The sequence below is a fragment of the Corynebacterium tuberculostearicum genome (genome assembly GCF_032821615.1).
Classification (GTDB): domain Bacteria; phylum Actinomycetota; class Actinomycetes; order Mycobacteriales; family Mycobacteriaceae; genus Corynebacterium; species Corynebacterium tuberculostearicum_H.
In genome coordinates, this window is record NZ_JAVBIF010000004.1 from 1 (window position 1) to 22,632 (window position 22,632).

Below are 22,632 nucleotides of genomic sequence, written 5' to 3' on the forward strand. Positions count from 1 at the left end.
GCCAACCAAGGCAACTAAGCCACGACGATCCGATTCAGACAACGAATGAAACGGGCCAACAACCCCAGACACAACAACACCCTCCTAAGGGAAAGTGTTGCAACGACCCTCTGAACTCAAGCTGTTAACAATCTTTACAAGGGGTAAAAAATTCTTCCTTCGGGGGTAGTTTGCTAAAGATGTTATTCCAGTTCAGTGAAGCCTATGGGGTTAAAAGGGTGGGGGAGTGGAAGGTTTTCTTGGCAGAGTTTACAACCTTGCAGAAAATGTTCTGTAACTTACAGAAGAACGTGGATAGTGAGCAGTAACACACTATCTCGTGTGACCTAAGTTCCTCTCAGCCAAGGAGACGATGCTCTATGAGTGACGTAGCTGCAACTCCTGTCTCGCGCCGTGAACCCACTGGCAGCGAGTTCATCGCGATGCGCGACTCCGCCCAGTTCGGCGAGCTGCGCCGCACCTACCGGAGTTTTACCTTCCCTATGACCGTGGCCTTCTTCGTGTGGTACGTGGTTTACGTTCTTGCCGCCGTGTTTGCCCCTGATTTCATGGCAACCGAGCTCGGCGGTGGCTGGAACATCGGCCTCGTCTTTGGCCTTGCTCAGTTCCTTACCACCTTCATCATCACGTGGATTTACGTGAAGTACGCCAATAAGAATATCGAGCCGAAGTCGGCCGCCATCCGTGAAGAATTGGAGGGCAACTAATGACTACCACCACCCTTGCCGCCGAGACTTCCGCCGGCAACCCCATCCTGAATATTTCCATCTTCGCCATCTTCCTTATCGTCACCATGGCGGTGGTGCTGCGCGCCGGTAAAACCACCAAGGAAGCCTCGGACTTCTACACCGGTGGCGGCAGCTTCTCCGGACGCCAGAACGGTCTGGCCATCTCCGGTGACTACCTCTCCGCCGCATCCTTCCTAGGCATCGTCGGCGCGGTGGCGCTCAACGGCTATGACGGCTTCTTGTACTCGGTGGGCTTCTTCGTCGCCTGGCTGGTAGCACTCATGCTCGTCGCCGAGCCCATGCGTAACGTCGGCCGCTTCACCATGGCGGACGTCCTCTCCTTCCGCCTGAAGCAAAAGCCCGTGCGCGTGGCGGCGTCCATCGCCACCCTCTTCGTCACGCTCTTCTACCTCATCGCGCAGATGGCCGGCGCCGGCTCGCTGGTGGCCGTGCTGTTGGATATCCACGACTTCAAGTGGCAGGCCCTCGTCGTCGGCATCGTGGGCGTGCTCATGATTGTCTACGTCCTGGTCGGCGGTATGAAAGGCACCACCTACGTGCAGATGATTAAGGCCGTGCTTCTGGTCGCCGGCGTGGTCATCATGTGTTTCTTGGTCTTCATTGCCCTTCGCGGCGGCTTTAGCACCCTGTTTAATAACGCCATCGACATGCACGCCGCCTCCGAGCAGATTAAGGAGAAGGGCTACGAGGCTAAAGACATCATGGCCCCAGGCCTGAAGTACGGCGCCACCACCGCCACCAAGCTGGACTTTATCTCCCTGGGCATTTCCCTGGTGCTCGGCGTGGGTGGCCTGCCACACGTGCTGATGCGCTTCTACACCGTGCCCACCGCCACTGAGGCGCGCCGGTCCGTTACCTGGGCGATCGTCATCATCGGTGCCTTCTACCTCATGACCCTGGTCCTGGGCTACGGTGCAGCTGCGCTGGTGGGGCCGGACCGTATCCTGGCCGCGCCGGGCGGGGCCAATGCTGCGGCACCGCTGCTCGCACTGGAGATTGGCGGCTCCATCTTCATGGCGATTATTTCCGCCGTGGCCTTCGCTACCGTGCTCGCCGTGGTTGCTGGCCTGGCTATTACCGCCTCTGCGTCCATTGCGCACGATATCTACCACGCGGTTATCCGCAACGGCGAGTCCACCGAGGCCGAGCAGGTCCGCGTCTCCCAGGCCACCGTGGTGGTCCTGGGCATCGTCTCCATCATCCTGGGCATCCTGGCCATGACCCAGAACGTGGCCTTCCTGGTCTCCCTGGCGTTTGCGGTGGCGGCCTCCGCCAACCTGCCGACCATCCTGTACTCCCTGTACTGGCGCCGCTTCAACACCGCGGGCGCGGTGGCCTCCATGTACACCGGCGTGGTGTCCTGCCTGGTGCTCATCTTCTTCTCCCCGGCAGTCTCCGGTTCTGAGAGCTCCATGTTCCCGGGCGCGGACTGGGCCATCTTCCCGCTTTCCTCGCCGGGCTTGGTCTCCATTCCGCTGTCCTTCTTCGTTGGCTGGTTGGTGTCCATCATGACCAAGCCGGATAACTTTGAGGAGCTTTCCGCAGAGATGGAAGTTCGCTCCCTTACTGGCGTGGGCGTGGAGGCACCCGTGCAGCATTAATTGCTTGAAAAGTGCACAGACCCGGTAATGTGGTTGGACGTGCTTAGAACGTCTGTGACCCGCAAGGCGGCATCAGTTAAGGCTGGTGCCGCTTTGGCCGTATGCATGCTCGCCTTGACCACCACCGCGTGCAGCAATAGCGAGCGCGAAAGCGATGCGCTTGCCGACGCCCCCTTAAAAGCAACAGACACCAACCGCGACGTCCCACCGGAAACCAATGAGTTCCTGGAGGGCGATGAGGGTCATTCAATTACCTATATCCGCCTGCACGATGGCATGCACATGGGCTCTGCCTCGGAGCACGAGGCCCGCCCAGCGCTAAGCCTTATCAAGCTCTATATCGCCACCTACGTCATGGAAAAAGGCGAGTACGAGGACAAATATGAGGCGCTGGATATGATCGCTAGCTCCTCTGATAAGTCCGCCGAAGACCTCTTTGACAAGTACCCGGATTCCATCGACGCGATTGCCGATGAATTCCACCTCGAATCCACCAAGGCCGGCGAGAAGTGGGGTTACTCGCAAACCTCCACGTATGACGTAGCCAGCTTCATCTCGCAGCTCATTGAGCACGATGAAACCCACCCGGTGCTCGTAGCTATGGCGCATGCCGATCCCATCTCTGAGGATGGCTACCTTCAGAACTACGGCACAGCCAAGCTCTCTAACGTAGTAGGCAGCAAGTGGGGCTGGTCCAATGACAAGTCCATTAACTCTTCGGTTTCCTTTGGTGAGAACTTCGTCGCCGCCGCCTCCATTACCGGCTCATCCGATGACCTCACCGACTACGTCAAGGACGAGGTGACCGGCAAGAATCTGGGCAAGGCCACCGAGCGCTTCCTTAAGTACAAAGACGGCGAGGACGTTCCACCGATCGAGACCTCCACTTCAGAGACCCCCACCACGTCCTCCAACAAGAAGGACAAGGACGAGAAGTCCGGCAAGGGCAAGAAGGAAAAGTCCTCGTCCAAGGAGCCCACTAGCGAATCCACCACGTCCAAAAAGAAGTCCGCAGACAAAAAGAAGGGCTCGGAGAAAACCTCCGAGCCTTCCAAGAAGTAGTACTACCGCGCCTTAGAGACCGTTTCTGCGACGATCTTCGCCAGCTGGCGAATCTGATCGTTGCTCAACGTCTTGCCATTAAAAGACACGCCATTGGCAGTGACCTGCGGCAGCTCTGGTAGCTCCGGGTGCGTGCTCTGCAGCTGCGAGCTCAGCTGATTGACTAGGTCGGACGAGCCATTGCTCGGGGCCTTGGTCTGCGGCTGCGGCTGCGGCTTAGGTTGTGGTTTCTTAGCGGTCGGCTTCTTTGCCGGTGCAGGAGCCGCGGATTTGCCTGGCGTCCACTGTCCCCAGTCTTCGGCGTAGACCTCATTGACGTCAACGATGACGCCGCCAATCGTCTGCTGCTTGCCGTGCGGCAGCTGGTGGATAGTGGTGCGCGGGTGAATCTTGCCGTTGGAACCCCAGTCATGCATCCAGAAGTACTTGCCGATGCCATCCTGGATCGCCCACTCAATAGTGCTGTAGTTGCCGTAGATGCCCGTCTGGTAACCGGCCAGCTCCAGCGTTTTGGAGAATGCCTGCAGGTACGGGCGGATTTGGCGGGTGTACTGTTCGCGGGTGGGGTTATCGTCGATCGCGATGTAGATCGGGCGTTTGGTGGGGCCGCCTGCCTTCTTGTGTAGCGCAATCGCCTTCGGTGCGTGTACTGCCGCACCTGCTGCACCCTGCTTCCAATCGGCAGTTTCCGCACGGCCGAATTGGTATACCGACGCCGTGGGCAGGCCTGCTGCTGCATTGGCCTTAGTTTCCTTGAGAGTTACCGGCTTGCCGGTCATCCACGCTGCGCCAGGGCGCTTGTCGGAGACGTAGCGAATCGCGCCCATATGGCCGGCATTCTTAATTGCCTGCGGGGAAGGTACGCCGGCGGAGAAATCAATGATGGTGCCGCGCACCGGTCCGAGTGCCGCTGCATGTGGAGCGGCAGTACCGATGGCGCCTGCGGTCAGGGCGAGAGCGCCGACCTTAAAGAGGCCGCGACGGGAGAAAGATGGTGACATGTTGAGCTCCTGCAGTAATCACATTTGTCACAGTAGTTAACAACTGCACCATAGCAGCAGGTCTAGAGTCCTAGTCGGAACGAAACTGCATGTCGCGCTTTTACTTTGTAACGCTATTTCGAGTCATTGCTAAACAGCACTCGCGTGGGGTTCTCAACCGTGCGCGATACCGTGCAGTCCTTCTCGTGGGAGATGCGAATCAGGTTGTCCACCAGTTTGCGCGCTTGGTTGCCTTCCGGTGTATCCGGGAACGATAGATCGAAGCCCACACGAACCTCCGACAGACGCGATGCACCATCTTCGTTTACGCGGTCACCCTCTACGTGCACGTCGAAGGATTCCGGCTTCGCTCGCCGGGACGTCACAACGTCCACATCGACCGCGGAACACCCCGCGACGGCGGCTAGCAAAAGCTCGACAGGGGAGAGGAGCCCCTCACCACTGCCAAATTCAATGCTGGCTCCCGCGGAATTGGTAGCGCGGTATACGGCGGTGTCGAGGCGGGTGAGGTCTACGACATAGCGTTCAGTGCTTTTACTCATGGCTTAGAGCTTAAGCAAGGAACGGGAAAAGTAGAAGGAAATGGCCGTGAGGATGGTGCGATAGTCAACGGTCCTCGATATTTGTGGTCACTATGGACATAAAATTGTGCTCCTGAAAATGGGGGCAGCTGTCAAAGAAGATTAGAGCTCTGTGAAACTGTCGAGTTTTTAAAGTTCGCGGAACGTGACGAATTAAAAAATCAAGGGTGGCGAGAAGTGAACCCACACGGATTGTCCCATTGCGGGTTTATGGTCTGCAGTGGTGCGGAATTTGGTTCCAGATTCATGAGTGGCGGTAACAGAGTAGTGGTCGCCTTCGAAAATTGCGGAGTCCACTATTGCTGGAACCGTGGTGCCTAGATAGTCTTCGTCCACAATCTTTGCGTGGTGCGGCAAGATAGCGGCTTTAGTACCGTCCCCTCGCACAGTTACATCGCTCAGCGGCCATGAAACACCAAGCGTGGGACACTCGACGAGGCTTTCTGTAATGGTGGTTTGAACAATTGTGGCGTCCGAAATGAACGCCGCGACCTCCGGACTAGCGGGATTTTCTAGGAGCTGTTGCGGGGTAGCGATTTGTTGGATTTCGCCGCCGTCTAGGACCACGACTCTATCTGCAATAGCCAGCGCCTCGGCGCGATCGTGGGTCACGTGCACCGTGGTTAGGCGTTGTTTTTGCGTCAGTTCTACTAGTTCGCGACGCAAATTATCGCGCAATGGTTCGTCAAGAGCTGAAAGGGCCTCATCCAGTAACAGAAGTTTAGGACTTGCGACGATCGCTCTGGCAAGAGCCACGCGCTGGCGTTGTCCGCCAGAAAGACTGTTCGGAGACCGGTCTTCGAATCCCGGCAGGCCTACGAGGGTCAAAGTTTTAGAAATGTGCTCTTCGCGTTTAGCCTTAGCTACTTTCGCTCGGCGTAGTGGATAGCCAACATTCTCTTTAACAGACATGTGTGGCCAAATCGCGTGCTGTTGGAAAACCATACCAATGCCGCGCTCTTCGGGAGGAGTTGAAGTCATCTGTTTGCCATCGATGTCGAGCTCACCCGATGATGGGGAAATAAAACCAGCGATGGTGCGAAGGAGGGTGGTTTTGCCGGAGCCTGACGGTCCCACAAGTGCGATGAGTTCTCCTGGCTCGATGGAGAGGTTGATATCGCGTAGGCCGGTGGTTCCGTCCGGAAAAGTGACCGTGAGGTGGGAAGCTGCAATTTTCGCCATTATTAAGTCCTTACCTTGGGAGCACGGATAGTCAGTGCGACGGCAATGATGCCAAGCAGCGCAAAGAGTAGGGCGAGTGCCGATGCCTGGTTATAATTTCCTGCCTGTTGCAGATTGAAGACTTGGACACCCAGTGTTGTGGTTCCGGGTGCGACGAGGAGCACGGAAATAGTAAGTTCTCGAATCGCGGTCACCGCTACGAGCACCGCACCGGATATCGCCGCTGGAATGGTCATCGCGCCGGTGGTAGTAAATAGCGCCTTAAGCGGCGTGGCGCCAGAAATGCGCGCTGCTTCTTCCACGGTGACCGGGGTGCTTATTAGCGGGGCGCGCACGGCCTGGACAACGAGTGCAGTAAAAGCACAGACGTAGGCGATAAGGATTATCCAAATGGTGTTATACAGCCCGGTATAGCGCCCGGCAATCAGCCAGGCGACACCGATGATGAGCCCAGGCAGCGCGCTCGGTAGCAGCGCAGAAAGGGTTAAAAGCGTATTTCCTCGTGCCTGAGTCCGGGTCACTAGAATTCCGATGACCCAACCAAGAATCCCGCAGATTATCGCGGCGGCTATTGACAGAAATGCGGAATTACTGAGTCCGTCGATGACGCGCGGGTTGGATAAAGCGCTGCTAAAGTTCGCCAGCGAGATGGTTTCTAAGGTAAATGGAACCCCAGGAGCTGGCAGCAATGCGCGGTAGGCCAAACCAAGAATTGGGCCAATGGAAATGGCGAGCCCGCACACCCACATGATGATCGTGACCGGCCAGCGCGCCGAATGCAGTGCGAAACGCGCCGGACTTCCGGAGTCATGTGTAGAAGACGAGTTTTTCAGGGAAGTGAGATAGTCCATGATTACTGCGCCGATTCCCAAAAATAAGAGGACAACGCCGATGGTCGAGACCACTTGTAAGGGGTTGGATACGGTGCCGGAATCAATGAACCGGTAAATCATCGTCGCGAGCGTTTCGAACCGAGCCGGCGAGCCGATAATAGCGGGAATGCCGAAATCAGCCAGATTAGCAATCGCTGTGAGAGTGAACGCGGACAATAGCGCGGGGCGCAGGAGTGGAAGGGTGACCGTGCGCAGAACTGTCATCACGGACGCGCCAGATACTCGGGCGGCTAGCTCAAAATCGGGGGAGATGGAGCGCAAGCTTGAAGAAATGATGACATATGCCGTGGGAAAAGAATGGATAGTCATCAGCGCAATGACCCCGTCTGCGCCGTAGATATTCCATATTTCGAACTCAAAGAGCTTATTCAAGCCCTGATTCGGGCCGAAGAGTTGAATCCAGGCGATCGCTCCGATAAATGGCGGAACCAAGAGGGGCGAAAGCAAGAATAAGCGCAGTACCGAAGAGCCGTAGATATCTGTGCGGTCTAGCGTGATGGCAATAACGGTGCCGATGATGACGGCAGCGAGAGCCGAAAGCGCCGTGGAAAATAGAGAATTCCAGGTAGCGATGCCGAGCCCTTGCTCTAGCAGGATGGGAATTTGGTTTCCGCCCAGTGCAAGGGAGACAACAAGGGCCAAAGGCGCGATGAACAGGCCAATGGCAATCAGCCACACGCCAACGCGTAGCGCGGTTACGGAGGGATTTTTCAACAAGTTGGTCACCAAGAACTAGGAAGACACTGCCTTTTGGAATACCTCGACGGCCGCGTCTTTATCCTTGGTGATTTTCCCCAAGTCCTGGTCCATGAGCTCAATGTCTGTGAGTTCAGGGGTGCCTGCTGGGGTTCCCACGTCCTCACGCACCGGGAGGTACGACTGCTCGACGGCGATTTCTTGTGCCTTCTTTGAAAGCAGGAAGTTGATGTATTTCTGTGCTGCTTCTTGTTCCTGGGAGTCTTTGAATACGCCCGCAGGCTCAGAAATATACGGTGATCCTTCGGTGGGGTAGGCGAGGGCAACTGGGGACCCCTTATCCGCCAGGTCGCGGACTAAGTAATCGACGACCACGCCCACGGGCTTGGAACCGGAGGCGATTTCCTGGGAGGTAGGGCCATTGGACTCTGCGATCATCGGGGAATTCTTGCCCAGATTTTCGATCCACGCTTTTCCGAGATCCGAATTATTCTTCCACGCAGAGGCGTTGAAAGCCGCTGCACCTGAGACCGCTGGGTTCGGCAGGACGAGTTTGTCCTTGTACTTCGGATCGGTGAGATCCGCCCACGAGGTTGGGGCATCCCCTTCTGCGATTTCGTCGGTGTTATAAGCAATTACAGTAGGGATTATGCGCGTGCCAACATAAAAATTCTCGTCGTCCTTGGCTTCGTCGATGATGTCATCGGAATCGACATCGGCCAGCTCGATGAGGTCGCCATCCTCGGCGTAGTTTTCAAAGGTAGGTGCATCGGCCGCCCAGAAAACATCTGCTTCAATGTCGCCAGATTGCTTCTCTGAAGAGATGCGGGCGTTCAAATCACCGGTACCAGCGCGGTATACATTGACCTCGATATCGGGGTATTCCTCATTGAAGGCCGCATTGATTTCATCGACCTTTTCTTCTGGTTCGGAGGTATAGACGGTTATGGAGGTTGAATCGCTGGTCGCCTGTGAATCTTCTTGGTCGGACGCAGGCTCGCCGCACGAAGTAAGAAGGACGGTTGAAGCAAGGGCTATGGCAGAGAGAGAAGTGTGCTTCGACTTCATCGTGGGAGTTCCTCCAGAGAGAGTAGTGATCAGGAACATCAATCTAACTGCACTGAAGTTAAGAAAACCTGGGATCGATGTAAACGTGCAGTAAATTTTTAGGTCCCTTGAGCGGGTGTTTGGAGGAAGCGGTGGTTATTAATGAAATCCCTAATGAGGGTCGGCCCCCCTCTTTATCTAATGGACCAAACAGTCAACCGACTGGTTGATTGCAGTTTCAACCAGTCCTGTGATTCAAAACGGGGATGAATGTAGAAAAATGAGTCCTAAGAGTATTTGATCCATCGCTAATCCAGCCGTGACAGCAGTTGGGAAGGAGAATGACCATGAAAGCTTTGGATTGGGCATCTATTTTCTACCTCGTGTTGGGCTTGGGCGCTGGCGTGTTCTACCGAGAATTCACGCGTGCCAATGATTTCCCCGCGGGCGAGTTCACTCAGCTAAGCGTGGCGCATACTCACTTGCTAGCGCTCGGTTTCATGATGAGCCTTATCTTCTTGCTATTGGAGAAGGTCTTTGGTCTGTCACGCAGTCGCGGTCAGTTCAATGCGTTCTTTTGGCTGTATAACGTCGGCGTGGTCGTCACCGTTGGCGTCATGATCTGGCACGGATGCTTGACCGTAATGGGGGAGGAGTCCTCTGCAATGATCTCTGGTATCGCTGGTCTTGGGCACATCCTCATCACGGTAGGCCTAATCGCATTCATCGCAGCGCTTGGTAATGCCATCGGTGAGTCCCAAGAAGCTAAGTCCCAAGTAGCAGGTGAATAACAATGAGTGAGACTGTCTCAAAGCGCCACAACGTCGGCTCTGCGAGATGAGAGCTCACCAAAATAAATGACCCTCATGGCCCCTACATAGTATTTTTAAGGGAACTGCTCGGTCACAAGGAAAGTGCTGGTAGTTGAGGCGAAAAATGGATTTTCCTAGTCTGCTTGGCGTGTTTGTAATCGCAGATTAGATGAGAATGGACTTTTCATCTTCTATAAAGAGCGCTTGCCCATCTCTCAAAAGCAGCAGGTTCCATTCTCGGCCGTAGGTCTCGACAGTCTTACTGATGACCTCTATTGAATAGGGCCCAGTGGTTCCTTGTGCATGAGGAACAATGACATGAGGAGTGAAGTTTAGCCCTGTATATTCGGTGAGCTGCGGTGCAGTTTTGGAATCGTCCATGATTGATGCCGGCTCAATTGATGGGCCGGCAACAACTGCTCCTGCAGAACTTCCAGCGTAAAATTTTCCTTGCTTTACTGCCCCAGTCAGTGCACGGTCGGCACCCGTTTTCTTCAGTACGTCAAGTAGGCGGAACACGTCGCCGCTCGCGACATAAATGCAGTTGGCTGATGCAATTTCATTTTGAAGATCGCTTGAGTTTGTTTGCGATAGGGTGAGAGGGACTAAGGTCTCTGCTGTCTCTCCAATTGCCTTCAGTTCTGCCTGTGCAAATGGTGCCTGGCGCATCTCTGAAGCGGCATCATCGATATACAGCACTCGCCCCGAAATGTAGTCGCCGATGTCCGGGTGCAGGAATGAAGCGAGAAGAAGTTTCATGGGCCTAGATTACGAAATTCTTGCCACTCCCACCATTCGAAGAGCAAAAGTCTCGAGACATCGACCGGAACGATGTCTCGAGACTTCGGGAGACTCGGATATTCAGCCTCCCAGCCGGTATGCCTGTCCCGGTTGAAGTTGATTCCCTAGCAGGATACTCGCCGATTCCCTATGGTGTAAGAAAGATTTCCGCGAGGTTAGCGAGAACCTCTTCCATAGCGGCGGGTGTAATCCCGTCCTGTGATAGGCAGTCTTGTAGGTCACTTTTGAGAAGGCGCTGGCAGTGATCGACCCTCACCCAACTTTTTTACGTAGCCCTCCTTCGTAAGCGGCAATTTTAACGTCGAAACTCGATGAGTTACCTCCACTTGAGAGGGGGCACACGAAAATGGCCTCGTTTGACTCATCGCTGTTCACTTTGTCGCGGGAGACCACCAGAACCGGGCGACGGGTGTCATGCCAAGTTCGCTTACCGTTGGAGACGAATATTATTTTTTCGTCGCTGACGAAGTAGAGGCGGCCTCGCCGGACAACTTTCGGGAAGGATGAACTCATCGTTCGGTGGCGTGTCCAGCAAAAATGTTGTGGAATAGTTCTTTGCTTAATCCGTCCGTTGAATACGCGTCAATATGCGGGGGTAGAGTTTTGAGAGCGTCAACTCGGCGTCGCATTTCGGGTGAACGTTCAAAAATGTGGAGACCATTAATGAAGTCCGGCCACGCGTCGTGAATCTCATTCTTCGGGATAGTGATACCTCGAACGCCGACTCGATAATGGTGTTCATATGGACCGTAGGTGTGCGTGAAGTTTCGCAGTTTAGTGGCAGTCATCCCGCCGAAGTTTTCCCAAATGCCATCGAAGATTTCCTCGACATCGTGCGGTATAGCGTCACCCGTCGAAAATGGCTCCAAAGGGGCGGCAGGGCTATCGCCAACTCGAGACTTGATAAACCGGTACAAATCTGGCTGCGCCGGTCCGTGATCCCAAGCCTGGAAGGTTCCGGCGGATAAATCGCGGTTTTCCAAGTGTCCATAGAGGCTCTCCGCAAGGTAGGACAACTTCTGTGCCTTCATATTTGTAATCGAAGGGATCAGACCTTCATCAGACTCACGTCGGGTAGCCCATGAAAGGAACTGCAACAGGGGTTCCATAACTTCACCTCCTCAACTTCAATTTGATTCTAACACTAGATTGGTTCGTCCCCTCGTATCCTCGGCTAGAAGGGTGGCAATCGACACCTGTATTTTGTTTTACAGGCAGGTTCGACATGGTCCCTAAACTAATCGAACATATATTCTCATGTTATGAGGTCGTATTTATGCCCCGGGTCGCCGCGCAGGGAAATCGCCCTCCAAGTCCGCCGGTCGGCAAAACAGCCGGGAGGTTGGTCACCTCCCGGCTGTGGCTTGGACTCCCGATTAGGAGTAGTCAGTCGCCACGTCAGACGAGTACAGGCTCACGTTGGAATGTCCTTTAATTGGGCAGTTAATAGGAAGAAACATTATGTTTAAGGTTAGTCCACAGCAAGCCAAGGGAAGTGGTCGGTACTCCATCACGTGAAGTGTCCCAAGTGTTGCGTCTGCATAAACGAAACCAAACCTGGGGCACCTCTCACAACTAGAAAGTCAACGACACCAGCGCCAACCAGGGCGAAATACAACGAAAAATCTCGAGACACCATAGGAACGATGTCTCGAGACTTCACACGGTGCCCCAGAGTGTGTCTGAGTTCATGACATATTTGACAGTCTGTGCCTGAGGGAACCGTCGTGATGCTTGACAGATCAGCCGCGACATATTTGACGCTTAGGGCTACCTTACCGTGTCGGGTGATGCTTGACTGGTGAGTCGGGACATGTTTGACACTATGAACAGTCCTAACCGCAATATGGCCATTGTCCGAGCAGTCCGTGAGCAAAAGCGCAGCCCGTCAAAGGTAGCTAAGCACTTTGGTATTTCCCGGCAGCGCGTCTATCAAATCCTCAACGCTTTCGACGCCGGCGGTGCCAAGGTTGTCGCGCCGAAATCACGTGCCCCACACACCCATCCACAGGCCGTGCCAGATAGGTTGCGGGCAGAAATTGTTACTATCCGTCGTCAACTAACGCGTCATGGGCTTGATGCAGGACCGGAAACTATTGCCTTTCACCTTGAAAGAGACGGAAAACGCAGCCCATCTACGTCCACGATTCGACGCATCCTGGCCAAAGAGGGACTTATCAGCCCGGAGCCGAAAAAGAAGCCCAAAAGTTCATTTATCCGCTTTGAAGCAGCCATGCCCAATGAATGCTGGCAGGCAGACATCACCCATATCTTCCTAGCTGATGGCACCAGGGTCGACGTCCTAGATTTCCTCGATGACCACTCGCACTATCTCTTATCGATTACCGCTGCCAGCTCTTTTACAGGCCCACAAGTAGCTGCTGAGCTTACTCGATTGATAACAACCTATGGTCCGCCAGCATCGACGCTTACAGATAACGGGTTAGTCTTTACTGCCCGCTTAGCTGGGCGTAAAGGCGGGCGAAATGCTTTTGAAAAAGTCTTGAGTACGTACAAAATTCAGCAGAAAAACGGCCGCCCAGGCCACCCACAAACGCAAGGAAAAATTGAGAGATTTCACCAAACACTCAAAAAATGGATCACGGCCAGACCACCCGCGAAAACTATAGGTGAGCTGCAAGAACAACTAGATGAATTTCGCGACTACTACAACATTCACCGCCCTCACCGAGCGCTTGGCAGACGCAGCCCGCACCACAGCTACACGACAGGACCCAAAGCCAGCCCAAGTGATAATCCAAAGCAAGAATGGCGCACCAGAAACGACATTGTCTGGGACAACGGCAAAGTCACCGTGCGCTACGCTGGCAAGCTTTTTCACCTAGGCGTTGGCAGAGCCTTTAAACGACAAAAAGTCCTCATGGTCATAGCCGACAATCACGTCATCACATCACTAGCCGAAACCGGCGAAGTAATCACCGAGCACTACATCGACACAGCCCGCGACTATCAAAGGCCCTACTGGAAACAAGGAGACCCACCCCAAGCCACAGAATAAAAGAAACCGGCACCCCAGAACAAAAAGCAACTGGAATGCCGGTTTGTCAACGATGTCGCGACTCATCTGTCAAACATGTCGCGACTCATGACACGGTGCCCCAGAGTGGATTCGAACCACCGACACCGGCTTTAGGAGAGCCGTGCTCTATCCCCTGAGCTACTGGGGCGGGGTTGCGTGTGCAACTTGGCTAATCATAGCAGTGGGGCAGGAGTGCCCCGAAATGGCTGGGGTGTGGGCTAGCTCTCGGCCAATTCCTTCTGCTTATTGCGAACGGAGGAGGCTGGTGGGTTGGTCTCGTGGGTGCCGTCGGAGTAGAGGACGGTGGGGATGATGCGGTTGCCGTCGTTGACGGATTCGATCCAGGCGTTGATGTCGTCGGTGTTGTCGCCTTCGACGTCGACAAGCGCGTATGGGGTTTCGGTGCGGTCCAGGTTCTTGATGAGCTTGGCGCAGAAGGGGCACCAGTCGGCGTAGAAGATGGTGACGTCGGAATTGGTTTCGGGGGTTCGTACAGTCATTAGGCTGCATCCTTTCGGTCGTAGGTTAAAAAGCGGTATTTGATGGGAAGATCGCTGGCCTCTTGGTCCGGCAGCGCGAGGTGGCCTTTGTCGGAAGTAAGCCAATCGGTGCTGTGGGCGAGGCCGAATTCCTCGGGGATGTCGGGGGCGTAGATCGATTTATCGCCGTAGGTGCTACCGATATTAACGCCCATGAGGGTGACCTCAATGCGGTCCACCTGGTCCAAGGTGGCGGTGTAGATTTGGCCGCCGCCGATAACCCAGGCGTCGGAAAGCGAGGGCATTTCGGTAAGCACCTGGGCGCCGGCGGACCACTGGCCGGGTGCGCGGGAGGAGAGCACGTAGTTCTCCCGTCCGGGAAGCGGGCGGAACTTGGGGTTGAGGGACTCCCAGGTCTTGCGGCCCATGATGACCGGCGCGCCCATGGTCACGTCCTTAAAGTGCTTGAGATCCTCCGGCACGTGCCAGGGCATCTGCTCGCCATCGCCAATGATGCCGTCCAGGGACTGCGCCCAGATTGCGCCCAACATTAAACGGACACCTGCGCCTTGATGGTGGGGTGGGGGTCGTAGCCTTCAATTTCAAAATCGGCGAAGTCATAGGAGAACATGTCCTCCGCCTTGTGGAGGTTGAGCTGCGGGTAGGGGCGCGGCTCGCGGGAAAGCTGCTCTTTGACCTGCTCCACGTGGTCGTTATAGATATGGCAATCGCCGCCAGTCCAGATGAGCTCGCCCACCTTGAGGCCGGCTTGCTGGGCAAACATGTGGGTCAGCGCCGCGTAGGAGGCGATATTAAAGGGCACGCCCAAGAACATATCGGCCGAGCGCTGGTAAACCTGCATGGACAAGGTGCCATCGGCCACGTAGAGCTGGAAGAGCAGGTGGCAGGGCATCAGGGCCATCTTGTCCAGCTCCGCGACGTTCCATGCAGAGACCAAGTTGCGGCGCGAGTCCGGGTTATTCTTCAGAGTGTCGAGCGCTTGCTGAATCTGGTCAATGTGCTGGCCGTCCGGGGTGGGCCAAGAGCGCCACTGCACGCCGTAGACCGGGCCTAGCTCGCCATTGTCGTCTGCCCACTCGTTCCAGATGCGGACCTTGTTCTCCTGCAGGAACTTAATATTGGACTCGCCTTTGAGGAACCACAACAGCTCGCCCAATACCGCGTGGAAATAGACCTTCTTGGTGGTCAGCAGCGGGAAAGACTCGGCCAGGTTATAGCGCAGCTGCGCACCAAAAATAGAGCGCGTGCCGGTGCCGGTGCGATCGCCTTTGGGCGTGCCTTCGTCGAGAACGCGGCGCAGCAGATCCTCGTACGGGGTGGCAATAGCGGCGCTAGAAACGGTGGACGTATCACTCATGGTGCTCCAGTGTAGAGCGTTAGAAAAACATTGGAGTAGTTGGAGCGTTTATTTCCTCTTGGCGCTGGCAGTGGCATTATCGCAGGAGGCTGTTTCGCGTAGCGCTTGTTCTATGGGGGTAGCTTTCCACCGTGCAGTGGCGCCGCTGAGAATGGAGGGGCGTTCCCATAAGTAGGTCATTTCAACCAGCCCACGCAGATCGGTGCTTAAGAGTCCACCGAGCTTGAGCATCCAGGGGTGGATCGTTATCGGGGTGCGGTGGCACCCCGCGCGGTCGGCGAATTCCGCCTGCGTTAGCGCCGGAGCGCACGGTGTTGCGACGATGGGAGCGCTGGTGGGGTCGAGGAGGGCATCGGCAAGAGCGCGGCCGAAATCTGGCAGGTAGGTCACCGAGTGCTTCGCATGTGGGTTGATTAGAGCTAGGGGGAAGCGCTTACCGATTATCAGCTGGTGGTAGACGCAACCCGGCCCGGAGTCGGGACCAAATAAATCGGCCGCGATGACGGATACGGTGTGGGCGCGAGAGGCGAGACGGGCGTCGATGAGCTGCGCGCGCACGCCGGGCTTTCCATTCCGGGAGCCGGTCAAGGGAGTAGTCGGCGAGACTTCTTCGCGGTTTGGATCAAAGCCATAGGTGGATTCGGGGAACACGATGGGGATGGTGCGTTCCGCAGCGATGTGAAGCGCGGTTTCTTCGGCGGGGATGAGGAGCTTTCGCCATTGCTCGGCGTTATAGGCGGCGTGAATGCAGTGCGCGATGCCGTCGATATTGGCAGGGTAGGACTCTTTACTGGTTGCATCGCCGGTGATGTGCTGGACGCGGGGCCCGAGGTTAATCGTGGTGGCGTGTCGGCTCATGATGAGGCATTCATGGCCCCGGGAGGCGAGTTCACGGGCAACTACGCGGCCGACGGGGCCCGCTCCGGTGATGAGATATTTCATTTCCAAGATTCCTGTTCAATTTAGTGACTGGTGCTCTCTCAAGGTATAGGAAGTCTCCTACGAAGACAAGAGCAGTGCTCTCATTTGTGAGTTGCTATAGTTTATTCATGGCACAAACCCCACGAGAGCGCGCCCGCGAAGAGACGATGACCCGCATCATCGAATTGGGGCGGAAGCAGCTCGCAAACGGTGGCGTGGAGGCGCTGAACCTGAGGGCCATAGCCCGCGAGCTAGGGATAGTCTCCTCCGGTATTTATCGCTACGTCCCCGATAGGGCACAACTGATTACGTTGCTTATCGTCGATGCCTTTGATGGGCTCGATAATGCCGTGGCGCAGCGTGATGACGCACGCGCCCAACCACGCGAGAGATTCGTGGAAGTGGTGAGCGCTATGAGGCGGTGGGCCCTGGATTTTCCGCAACGTTGGGGCTTGATTTATGGCACGCCGATCGTGGGTTACCGAGCCCCGGCTGCAGAAACTGTTGTAGCTGGGACGAAAGTGAGCCGCCGGATAGCTGCTCTGCTGGAAGGAGCCTCCAGTGTGCCGCTGAGGCGTCGTTCGCCACAGTTTGCTGCGGATCTGGCTGCCGCCGCGCAGGACATCGGTGCAGAGCTCACCGAGGATGCGATGGAAATGGCTCTGGAGGCTTGGATGAGGATTATTGGGTTGATCAACGCCGAGGTCTTTGGCTATCTCGGCCGCGAGACCCTTAGCGATTACGACGAGTTTCACACGAGGGCAGTATCGCGCCTGGCTACCGATTTAGGTCTTTAAAATCCGCCGTGCTCCTCGGCAAAGGCCTGGGCATGCTCCAAGATCTCATCCTTGAGCTCGGGGCGGCAGATGAGGATATCCGGGATGAATGTGTCCTCATTATTGAAGCGAATCTCGGAGCCATCGAGGCGGCAGCAGTGCAGGCCGGCCGCCTGGGCGACGCCCACCGGGGCGGCCTGATCCCACTCGTACTGGCCGCCGGCGTGGATATAACCGTCATAATCGCCCAGCAGGACGTGCATGGCCTTCGCACCCGCGGAGCCGACACCCACGATTTCATAGCCCATTTTCTCCGCAATGTAGTCGGCCACCTTGGGCGGGCGGTTGCGGGAGACAACGAACTTCTTAGACAGTGGGCCGGTGACCGCCCGAACGTCCGAGGACTTAAAAGTAACGCCGAGATCCGGCAGGCCCACCGCCGCATGGATGGGGATACCGTTTTCTACGAGGGCGATATGTACTGCCCAGTCCTGGCGGCCGGTGGCAAATTCTTTGGTGCCGTCGAGCGGATCCACGATCCACACGCGGTCTTTCTTTAAACGGGCCAGGTCATCGGAGGCTTCCTCAGAGAGCATGCCGTCCTGGGGACGGTGCTGCTCGAGGACGCGGGCGATCCATTCTTGGGCGGCTTCATCGCCGGCGTCGCCAAGCGAAAGGCCCCGCAGCAGGCCCCCGTTGCGCACGCCTTTCAGGATCTCACCGCAGCCCTGGGCGAGGGAATTGGTCAGGCGGGAATCAGAAATCTCGACGGTCATGGTGCCCACATTACAACGCAGACTAGAGTGTGGGCATGCCAGAAAACATCCTCGACCGCTTCCGGCCCCAAGTAGCGCAGTGGTTTCAGGATGTATTTGCTGCTCCTACCGCCGTGCAAGCGCAGGCCTGGGAGAAGATTTCCCGCGGTGAGCATGCCCTTGTGGTAGCTCCTACCGGTTCCGGTAAGACCCTCGCTGCATTCTTGTGGGCGCTGAATAATTTGGTTGAGCGCGAGGGCCAGCTGGCGCTGCCGGTGGGCTCAGGGACAACTGGATCCGCCGCCGGGGTGAAGGTGCTGTATATCTCGCCGCTCAAGGCGCTGGGCGTGGACGTGGAAAATAACCTGCGCGCCCCGCTGACCGGCATCGCACGCACCGCAGAGAACCTAGAGCTAGACGTGCCGGATATTTCGGTAGGCGTGCGCTCGGGCGATACGCCCTCGGCGGAACGTGCGCGGCAGGTGCGCAAGCCGCCGGATATCTTGATTACCACCCCGGAGTCGGCCTATTTGATGCTGACCTCCAAGGCGGCGGGGATTTTGAAGACGGTGGATACCGTCATCATCGATGAGATCCATGCATTGGCCGGCACCAAGCGCGGCGTGCACCTAGCGCTGACCTTGGAGCGCCTGCAGCAGGTGGCAGGGGACTTCCAACGCATCGGGCTTTCCGCCACCGTGCGGCCGTTGTCTGCGGTATCGAATTTCTTGGGCGGCAACCGGCCAGTAGAAATTGTGGCCCCGGACGCGGAGAAGAAGTGGCAGCTGGACGTGCATGTGCCAGTGGAGGATATGTCCGATCTGCCCACACCGGAGCAAGGCTCCACCATTGGGGAGATGACGGTGGATGATGCGATTGGCATCAGCTCTCCTTCCGTGGATGAGTCCGCGCTGCCCACGGCGAAGTCCATCTGGCCGTTTATTGAGGATGACCTCTATGCGGAAATCATGGCGCATCGCTCCACGCTGGTATTTGTCAACTCCCGGCGCACGGCCGAGCGGCTGACCAGCCGGCTCAATGAGCTCTATGCACAAGAGCATGATCCGGATTCGCTGTCTCCCGAGACCCGCCGGGACCCAGCCCAGCTGATGAAGCAGGTCGACGTCGCCGGCAAGGCCCCGGCGGTTATCGCCCGCGCCCACCATGGCTCGGTGTCTAAGGATGAGCGCGCGATGACTGAAACCATGCTGAAAGAAGGCACGCTTAAGGCCGTGGTGGCCACCAGCTCTCTGGAGCTGGGCATCGATATGGGTGCAGTGGAGCTAGTCGTGCAGGTGGAATCTCCGCCTTCTGTGGCCTCCGGGCTGCAGCGTGTGGGCCGCGCTGGGCACTTTGTGGGCGCGGTATCGCACGGCTCGTTTTATCCCAAGCACCGCGCGGATCTGGTGCAGTCCACGCTGACGGTAGCGCGCATGCGCGCCGGGCTCATTGAGGAGATGCATACCCCGCGCAACCCGTTGGATGTGCTGGCGCAGCAGACGGTGGCGGCGGTGTCCGCGGCTGGTGAGGACGGGCTTGATGCCGATGAGTGGTACGAGATGGTCCGCCGGGCCTGGCCCTACCGCGATTTGGCGAGGGAGGTCTATGACTCCGTGCTGGATCTAGTCAGCGGCGTGTATCCGTCCACGGACTTTGCGGAACTTAAACCTCGCGTGGTTTATGACCGAGTGACGGGAGTGATGACGGCGCGGCCTGGTGCCCAGCGCGTGGCCGTAACCAGTGGCGGCACGATTCCGGATAGGGGCATGTTTGGGGTATTCCTCTATACCGGATCGGGAGAGGGCTCCGGTGGTGCTCCGCGCCGGGTGGGCGAGCTGGATGAGGAGATGGTTTATGAGTCCAGAGTGGGCGATGTGTTCACCTTGGGCGCTACCAGTTGGCGCATCGAGGACATCACGCGCGACCAGGTGTTGGTCACGCCCGCGCCGGGGCATACCGGGCGCCTGCCATTTTGGAATGGCGATGGCGCGGGCCGACCCTATGAGCTGGGCAAGGCGTTAGGTGAGTATCGCCGCGGGGTATTTTCCTCGCCGGATATCATTGCGGATGCCGATGATAATGCGCGCTCCAATATCGTGGCCTATCTGCAGGAGCAAAATGAAGCCACTGGTGTCATCCCGGATGAAAAGACGTTGGTGCTTGAGCGCTTCCGCGATGAGCTAGGCGATTGGCGCGTGGTGCTGCATACCCCGTTTGGCCGGCCGGTCAACTCCGCATGGGCGCTAGCGGTAGGCGCCCGGGTGGGCGAGCGCACCGGCATGGATCCGCAGGCCGTGGCTGGCGATGATGGCATCGTGCTGCGCCTGCCGGAGGCAGAATCCGAGCCCGATGGGGCCATCTTCGCCTTCGATGCCGATGAGATCGCCGATATCGTGGCCGAGCAGGTGGGCAACTCTGCGCTCTTTGCCTCCCGTTTCCGCGAGTGCGCGGCCCGCGCGCTGCTCTTGCCTCGGCGCAATCCCGGCAAGCGCGCGCCGTTGTGGCAGCAGCGCCAGCGCGCCGAGCAGCTTTTGGACGTTGCCCGTAAGTACCCGTCCTTTCCCATCATCTTGGAGACGGTGCGAGAGTGTGTCCAGGACGTCTACGATGTCCCCGCGCTCACGGAGGTCATGCGGGAGCTGGGCCACCGCCGCATCCGCATTGCGGAGGTCACCACCGAACAGCCCTCGCCCTTTGCCTCTTCGCTGCTGTTTAACTACACCGGCGCGTTTATGTACGAGGGCGATTCCCCATTAGCAGAAAAACGCGCGGCCGCCCTGGCCCTTGACCCGGCGCTTTTGGCCAAATTGCTCGGCACGGTAGAGCTGCGCGAGCTGCTCGATCCAGAGATTATCGCCGAGGTCCACGCACAGCTCCAACGCACCGAGCCCTCGCGCCGGGCCCGCACCACCGAAGAGGTAGCGGATCTGCTGCGCGTGCTGGGGCCGATTCCCGTCGACGAGCTGGGCGAGCACACCGACGTCCCGTTATCCGCCCTGGACCAGCTGGGCACCCGAATTATGCGCGTGCGCATTGGCGGGCGCGAACACCTAGCCCAGGCCCAGGATGCACCCCTGCTTCGCGACGCCCTAGGCATCCCCATCCCTCCCGGCATCCCTGCCCAAGTGGCCACCATTTCTGATGCCTTGCCGCAGCTGGTCTCGCGGTGGGCGCGCACCCGCGGACCGTTTGTGCTGCGAGATCTCACCGAAGCTTTCGGCATTTCCGTCTCCGCCGCGCATACCGTCCTCGGCGCGCTCGATGGGGTAGTAGAAGGCCGCTACCGCCAGGGAGTGGAGGAGCAGGAGTACTGCGCCGCCGCGGTGCTGAAGACCATTCGCTCGCGCTCGCTCGCCGCCGCGCGGGCTGCTACCGAGCCGGTCTCGGGCGCTACCTTCGCCCGTTTCTTGCCGGAGTGGCATAGCATCGCACCGGCCGGAAAGCGCCCGGCCCTACGCGGTGCCGATGGCGTCTTTTCCGTCATCGAGCAGCTCGCCGGGGTGCGCCTGCCCGCCTCCGCGTGGGAATCGCTCATCCTGCCCGCCCGGGTGGGCGATTATTCACCCACCATGCTCGATGAGCTCACCTCCAATGGCGAGGTGCTCATTGTGGGTGCTGGCAAGGCCGGCACGGCCGACCCCTGGATCATGCTGTTGCCCTCAGACTATGCTGCTCAACTCGCCCCGGAAACGGATGCCGAGGGCGTCAGCATGGTGCAGCGCTCCATCCTCGATGTCCTCGGCCGCGGCGGTGGCTTCCTCTTTGCCGATATTGCCGCCGAGGCCCCCGGTACCACCGAGGAGACCCGCGAGGCCCTCTGGGGTCTAGTAGAGATGGGCCTGGTAAGCCCCGATTCCTTCGCGCCTATTCGCACCCGACTGTCTTCCGGCGGCTCGCGCTCAGGCCGCACTGCGCATCGCTCGAAGCGGCGGCCCACCCGCTCTCGCCTGCGCATGGGGCGCACCTCCTTCGCACAGGCGCAGAATGCCGCGGGCGCGGGGACCCCGCCCGATGTCATGGGCCGGTGGTCGCTCGCGGTACCAGCCTCTACCGATGCCACCTCCCGGTCCGTTGCCCACGGCGAGGCCTGGCTCGACCGCTACGGCGTGCTCACCCGCGGCTCCGTCGTGGCCGAAGACGTACTCGGCGGTTTCGCGCTGGCCTATAAGGTGCTCTCCGGCTTCGAGGAATCCGGCAAGGCCATGCGCGGCTACGTCATCGATGGGCTCGGCGCCGCGCAATTTTCCACGCCCGCCATTATCGACCGCCTGCGCGGGCTGGCCGATTCCCCGGATGTTACCGGCTGGCCGTCTGGTACCACCGAGCCCGAGACCTTCGTCCTCGCCGCCTGCGACCCGGCCAATCCCTACGGTGCGGCCCTGCCCTGGCCGCAGCGCGACGATGCCGACGGCAAAGCGACCGGCGGCCCCACCCGCTCGGCCGGCGCGCTGGTAGTGCTTATCGACGGCCTGCCCATCGCCCACCTCACCCGCGGCGGCAAAACCCTCACCACCTTTATCGAATCGCTGCCCGACGGCATCGACCCCGCCGAGGTCTATCCCCGCGTGGTTTCCGCGCTCACGGACATGGTGGCGAGGGGAGTGCTGTCCCCGTTGGTTATCGAAAAGTGCAATGGCAGTCCCATCCATAAAACCGATGCGGCGGCCCACCTGCGCGACGCCGGCGCCGGGATTACACCGAAGGGCGTGCGCATCTCCGCTCGCGCCGCCGCTCCCCGTACCCCACGCGCAGGCCGCCGGGCCTCAGAGGCCATCGAAGAACTCAGCTTTGATGATCCACCGCCCGCTCCGCGCAATAATGGTGGTTTCCGTCCGCGCGGCGGGTACCGCCGCTAAAG

At 58.0% G+C, this 22,632-nt stretch carries 20 protein-coding genes and 1 tRNA gene; 7 read left to right on the plus strand and 14 right to left on the minus strand.

Annotated features, from left to right (window positions below; all coding sequences use genetic code 11):
• Positions 1-359 precede the first annotated feature (359 nt).
• The 3 genes from RAE09_RS04595 to RAE09_RS04605 are packed head-to-tail and all read left to right on the plus strand — an operon-like array spanning position 360 to position 3,412.
• Positions 360-707: a DUF485 domain-containing protein gene (locus RAE09_RS04595; protein ID WP_198492709.1), complete on the plus strand. Its 348-nt coding sequence runs from the start codon at positions 360-362 to the stop codon at positions 705-707.
• Entirely contained in the window at positions 707-2,350 is a 1,644-nt protein-coding gene (locus RAE09_RS04600; protein WP_316981091.1) for a solute symporter family protein, read from the plus strand. Before RAE09_RS04595 ends, RAE09_RS04600 begins: the two co-directional genes overlap by 1 nt.
• A 27-nt stretch (positions 2,351-2,377) precedes the next feature.
• Complete coding sequence (locus RAE09_RS04605) at positions 2,378-3,412, plus strand: hypothetical protein (RefSeq protein WP_371744510.1); 1,035 nt, start codon at positions 2,378-2,380, stop codon at positions 3,410-3,412.
• A gap of 2 nt (positions 3,413-3,414) precedes the next feature.
• Here the strand turns inward: RAE09_RS04605 and RAE09_RS04610 are convergent, their stop codons facing one another.
• From RAE09_RS04610 to RAE09_RS04630, 5 genes are all read right to left on the minus strand, one after another.
• Complete coding sequence (locus RAE09_RS04610) at positions 3,415-4,413, minus strand: DUF1906 domain-containing protein (protein ID WP_302259437.1); 999 nt, start codon at positions 4,411-4,413, stop codon at positions 3,415-3,417.
• A 113-nt stretch (positions 4,414-4,526) separates the two neighbouring features.
• Complete coding sequence (locus tag RAE09_RS04615) at positions 4,527-4,955, minus strand: OsmC family protein (protein ID WP_316981092.1); 429 nt, start codon at positions 4,953-4,955, stop codon at positions 4,527-4,529.
• Between the two features lie 192 nt (positions 4,956-5,147).
• Complete coding sequence (locus RAE09_RS04620; protein WP_302259439.1) at positions 5,148-6,176, minus strand: ABC transporter ATP-binding protein; 1,029 nt, start codon at positions 6,174-6,176, stop codon at positions 5,148-5,150.
• Positions 6,177-6,178: 2 nt separating this feature from the next.
• Entirely contained in the window at positions 6,179-7,786 is a 1,608-nt protein-coding gene (locus RAE09_RS04625; RefSeq protein ID WP_302259726.1) for an ABC transporter permease, read from the minus strand.
• A gap of 15 nt (positions 7,787-7,801) precedes the next feature.
• Positions 7,802-8,833, minus strand: a complete 1,032-nt coding sequence (locus RAE09_RS04630) for an ABC transporter substrate-binding protein (protein WP_302259440.1) — start codon at positions 8,831-8,833, stop codon at positions 7,802-7,804.
• Between the two features lie 326 nt (positions 8,834-9,159).
• Between RAE09_RS04630 and RAE09_RS04635 the strand changes: the two genes are divergently transcribed.
• Entirely contained in the window at positions 9,160-9,603 is a 444-nt protein-coding gene (locus tag RAE09_RS04635) for a DUF2871 domain-containing protein (protein WP_316981093.1), read from the plus strand.
• 186 nt (positions 9,604-9,789) lie between these two features.
• Here RAE09_RS04635 and RAE09_RS04640 read toward each other — a convergent pair whose 3' ends face one another.
• From RAE09_RS04640 to RAE09_RS04645, 3 genes are all read right to left on the minus strand, one after another.
• Entirely contained in the window at positions 9,790-10,383 is a 594-nt protein-coding gene (locus RAE09_RS04640; RefSeq protein ID WP_302259442.1) for a Type 1 glutamine amidotransferase-like domain-containing protein, read from the minus strand.
• A gap of 294 nt (positions 10,384-10,677) precedes the next feature.
• Positions 10,678-10,938, minus strand: coding sequence for a type II toxin-antitoxin system PemK/MazF family toxin (locus tag RAE09_RS11905; RefSeq protein ID WP_394371994.1), 261 nt, complete (start codon positions 10,936-10,938; stop codon positions 10,678-10,680).
• Positions 10,935-11,534, minus strand: a complete 600-nt coding sequence (locus tag RAE09_RS04645; protein WP_302259444.1) for a Panacea domain-containing protein — start codon at positions 11,532-11,534, stop codon at positions 10,935-10,937. Before RAE09_RS04645 ends, RAE09_RS11905 begins: the two co-directional genes overlap by 4 nt.
• Positions 11,535-12,250: 716 nt before the next feature.
• Between RAE09_RS04645 and RAE09_RS04650 the strand changes: the two genes are divergently transcribed.
• Entirely contained in the window at positions 12,251-13,444 is a 1,194-nt protein-coding gene (locus RAE09_RS04650; RefSeq protein WP_316981141.1) for an IS481 family transposase, read from the plus strand.
• A gap of 96 nt (positions 13,445-13,540) precedes the next feature.
• Here the strand turns inward: RAE09_RS04650 and RAE09_RS04655 are convergent.
• From RAE09_RS04655 to RAE09_RS04675, 5 genes are all read right to left on the minus strand, one after another.
• Positions 13,541-13,613 (minus strand) — tRNA-Arg (locus RAE09_RS04655).
• 70 nt (positions 13,614-13,683) lie between these two features.
• The gene (locus tag RAE09_RS04660) at positions 13,684-13,965 is read right to left on the minus strand and encodes a glutaredoxin domain-containing protein (RefSeq protein ID WP_302259445.1); all 282 of its coding nucleotides are present in this window, start codon (positions 13,963-13,965) and stop codon (positions 13,684-13,686) included.
• Positions 13,965-14,495 (minus strand): dihydrofolate reductase, encoded by a 531-nt coding sequence (locus RAE09_RS04665; RefSeq protein ID WP_316981094.1) that lies wholly within the window; start codon positions 14,493-14,495, stop codon positions 13,965-13,967. Before RAE09_RS04665 ends, RAE09_RS04660 begins: the two co-directional genes overlap by 1 nt.
• Positions 14,495-15,322 carry a thymidylate synthase gene (locus tag RAE09_RS04670; protein WP_316981095.1) on the minus strand — a complete coding sequence of 276 codons (828 nt, stop codon included), beginning with the start codon at positions 15,320-15,322 and terminating at the stop codon, positions 14,495-14,497. The genes RAE09_RS04665 and RAE09_RS04670 overlap by 1 nt, the downstream gene beginning before the upstream one ends.
• Before the next feature lie 48 nt (positions 15,323-15,370).
• Positions 15,371-16,264, minus strand: coding sequence for an NAD-dependent epimerase/dehydratase family protein (locus RAE09_RS04675; protein WP_316981096.1), 894 nt, complete (start codon positions 16,262-16,264; stop codon positions 15,371-15,373).
• A 107-nt stretch (positions 16,265-16,371) separates the two neighbouring features.
• Between RAE09_RS04675 and RAE09_RS04680 the strand changes: the two genes are divergently transcribed.
• Positions 16,372-17,040 carry a TetR/AcrR family transcriptional regulator gene (locus RAE09_RS04680; protein ID WP_316981097.1) on the plus strand — a complete coding sequence of 223 codons (669 nt, stop codon included), beginning with the start codon at positions 16,372-16,374 and terminating at the stop codon, positions 17,038-17,040.
• On the opposite strand, the gene RAE09_RS04685 is transcribed toward RAE09_RS04680, so the two are convergent.
• Positions 17,037-17,795, minus strand: coding sequence for a 3'(2'),5'-bisphosphate nucleotidase CysQ (locus tag RAE09_RS04685; RefSeq protein ID WP_316981098.1), 759 nt, complete (start codon positions 17,793-17,795; stop codon positions 17,037-17,039). The genes RAE09_RS04680 and RAE09_RS04685 overlap by 4 nt on opposite strands.
• Positions 17,796-17,830: 35 nt before the next feature.
• On the opposite strand from RAE09_RS04685, the gene RAE09_RS04690 reads away from it, so the two are divergent.
• Entirely contained in the window at positions 17,831-22,630 is a 4,800-nt protein-coding gene (locus RAE09_RS04690) for an ATP-dependent helicase (RefSeq protein WP_316981099.1), read from the plus strand.
• The last annotated feature ends 2 nt before the right edge of the window (positions 22,631-22,632 follow it).

Excerpts from the sequence above, each read along its gene's own strand:
- RAE09_RS04595 (WP_198492709.1), top strand. The coding sequence starts at position 360 with ATGAGTGACGTAGCTGCAACTCCTGTCTCGCGCCGTGAACCCACTGGC.
- RAE09_RS04600 (WP_316981091.1), top strand. The coding sequence starts at position 707 with ATGACTACCACCACCCTTGCCGCCGAGACTTCCGCCGGCAACCCCATC.
- RAE09_RS04605 (WP_371744510.1), top strand. The coding sequence starts at position 2,378 with ATGTGGTTGGACGTGCTTAGAACGTCTGTGACCCGCAAGGCGGCATCA.
- RAE09_RS04610 (WP_302259437.1), bottom strand. The coding sequence starts at position 4,413 with ATGTCACCATCTTTCTCCCGTCGCGGCCTCTTTAAGGTCGGCGCTCTC.
- RAE09_RS04615 (WP_316981092.1), bottom strand. The coding sequence starts at position 4,955 with ATGAGTAAAAGCACTGAACGCTATGTCGTAGACCTCACCCGCCTCGAC.
- RAE09_RS04620 (WP_302259439.1), bottom strand. The coding sequence starts at position 6,176 with ATGGCGAAAATTGCAGCTTCCCACCTCACGGTCACTTTTCCGGACGGA.
- RAE09_RS04630 (WP_302259440.1), bottom strand. The coding sequence starts at position 8,833 with ATGAAGTCGAAGCACACTTCTCTCTCTGCCATAGCCCTTGCTTCAACC.
- RAE09_RS04635 (WP_316981093.1), top strand. The coding sequence starts at position 9,160 with ATGAAAGCTTTGGATTGGGCATCTATTTTCTACCTCGTGTTGGGCTTG.
- RAE09_RS04640 (WP_302259442.1), bottom strand. The coding sequence starts at position 10,383 with ATGAAACTTCTTCTCGCTTCATTCCTGCACCCGGACATCGGCGACTAC.
- RAE09_RS11905 (WP_394371994.1), bottom strand. The coding sequence starts at position 10,938 with ATGAGTTCATCCTTCCCGAAAGTTGTCCGGCGAGGCCGCCTCTACTTC.
- RAE09_RS04645 (WP_302259444.1), bottom strand. The coding sequence starts at position 11,534 with ATGGAACCCCTGTTGCAGTTCCTTTCATGGGCTACCCGACGTGAGTCT.
- RAE09_RS04650 (WP_316981141.1), top strand. The coding sequence starts at position 12,251 with ATGAACAGTCCTAACCGCAATATGGCCATTGTCCGAGCAGTCCGTGAG.
- RAE09_RS04660 (WP_302259445.1), bottom strand. The coding sequence starts at position 13,965 with ATGACTGTACGAACCCCCGAAACCAATTCCGACGTCACCATCTTCTAC.
- RAE09_RS04665 (WP_316981094.1), bottom strand. The coding sequence starts at position 14,495 with ATGTTGGGCGCAATCTGGGCGCAGTCCCTGGACGGCATCATTGGCGAT.
- RAE09_RS04670 (WP_316981095.1), bottom strand. The coding sequence starts at position 15,322 with ATGAGTGATACGTCCACCGTTTCTAGCGCCGCTATTGCCACCCCGTAC.
- RAE09_RS04675 (WP_316981096.1), bottom strand. The coding sequence starts at position 16,264 with ATGAAATATCTCATCACCGGAGCGGGCCCCGTCGGCCGCGTAGTTGCC.
- RAE09_RS04680 (WP_316981097.1), top strand. The coding sequence starts at position 16,372 with ATGGCACAAACCCCACGAGAGCGCGCCCGCGAAGAGACGATGACCCGC.
- RAE09_RS04685 (WP_316981098.1), bottom strand. The coding sequence starts at position 17,795 with ATGACCGTCGAGATTTCTGATTCCCGCCTGACCAATTCCCTCGCCCAG.
- RAE09_RS04690 (WP_316981099.1), top strand. The coding sequence starts at position 17,831 with ATGCCAGAAAACATCCTCGACCGCTTCCGGCCCCAAGTAGCGCAGTGG.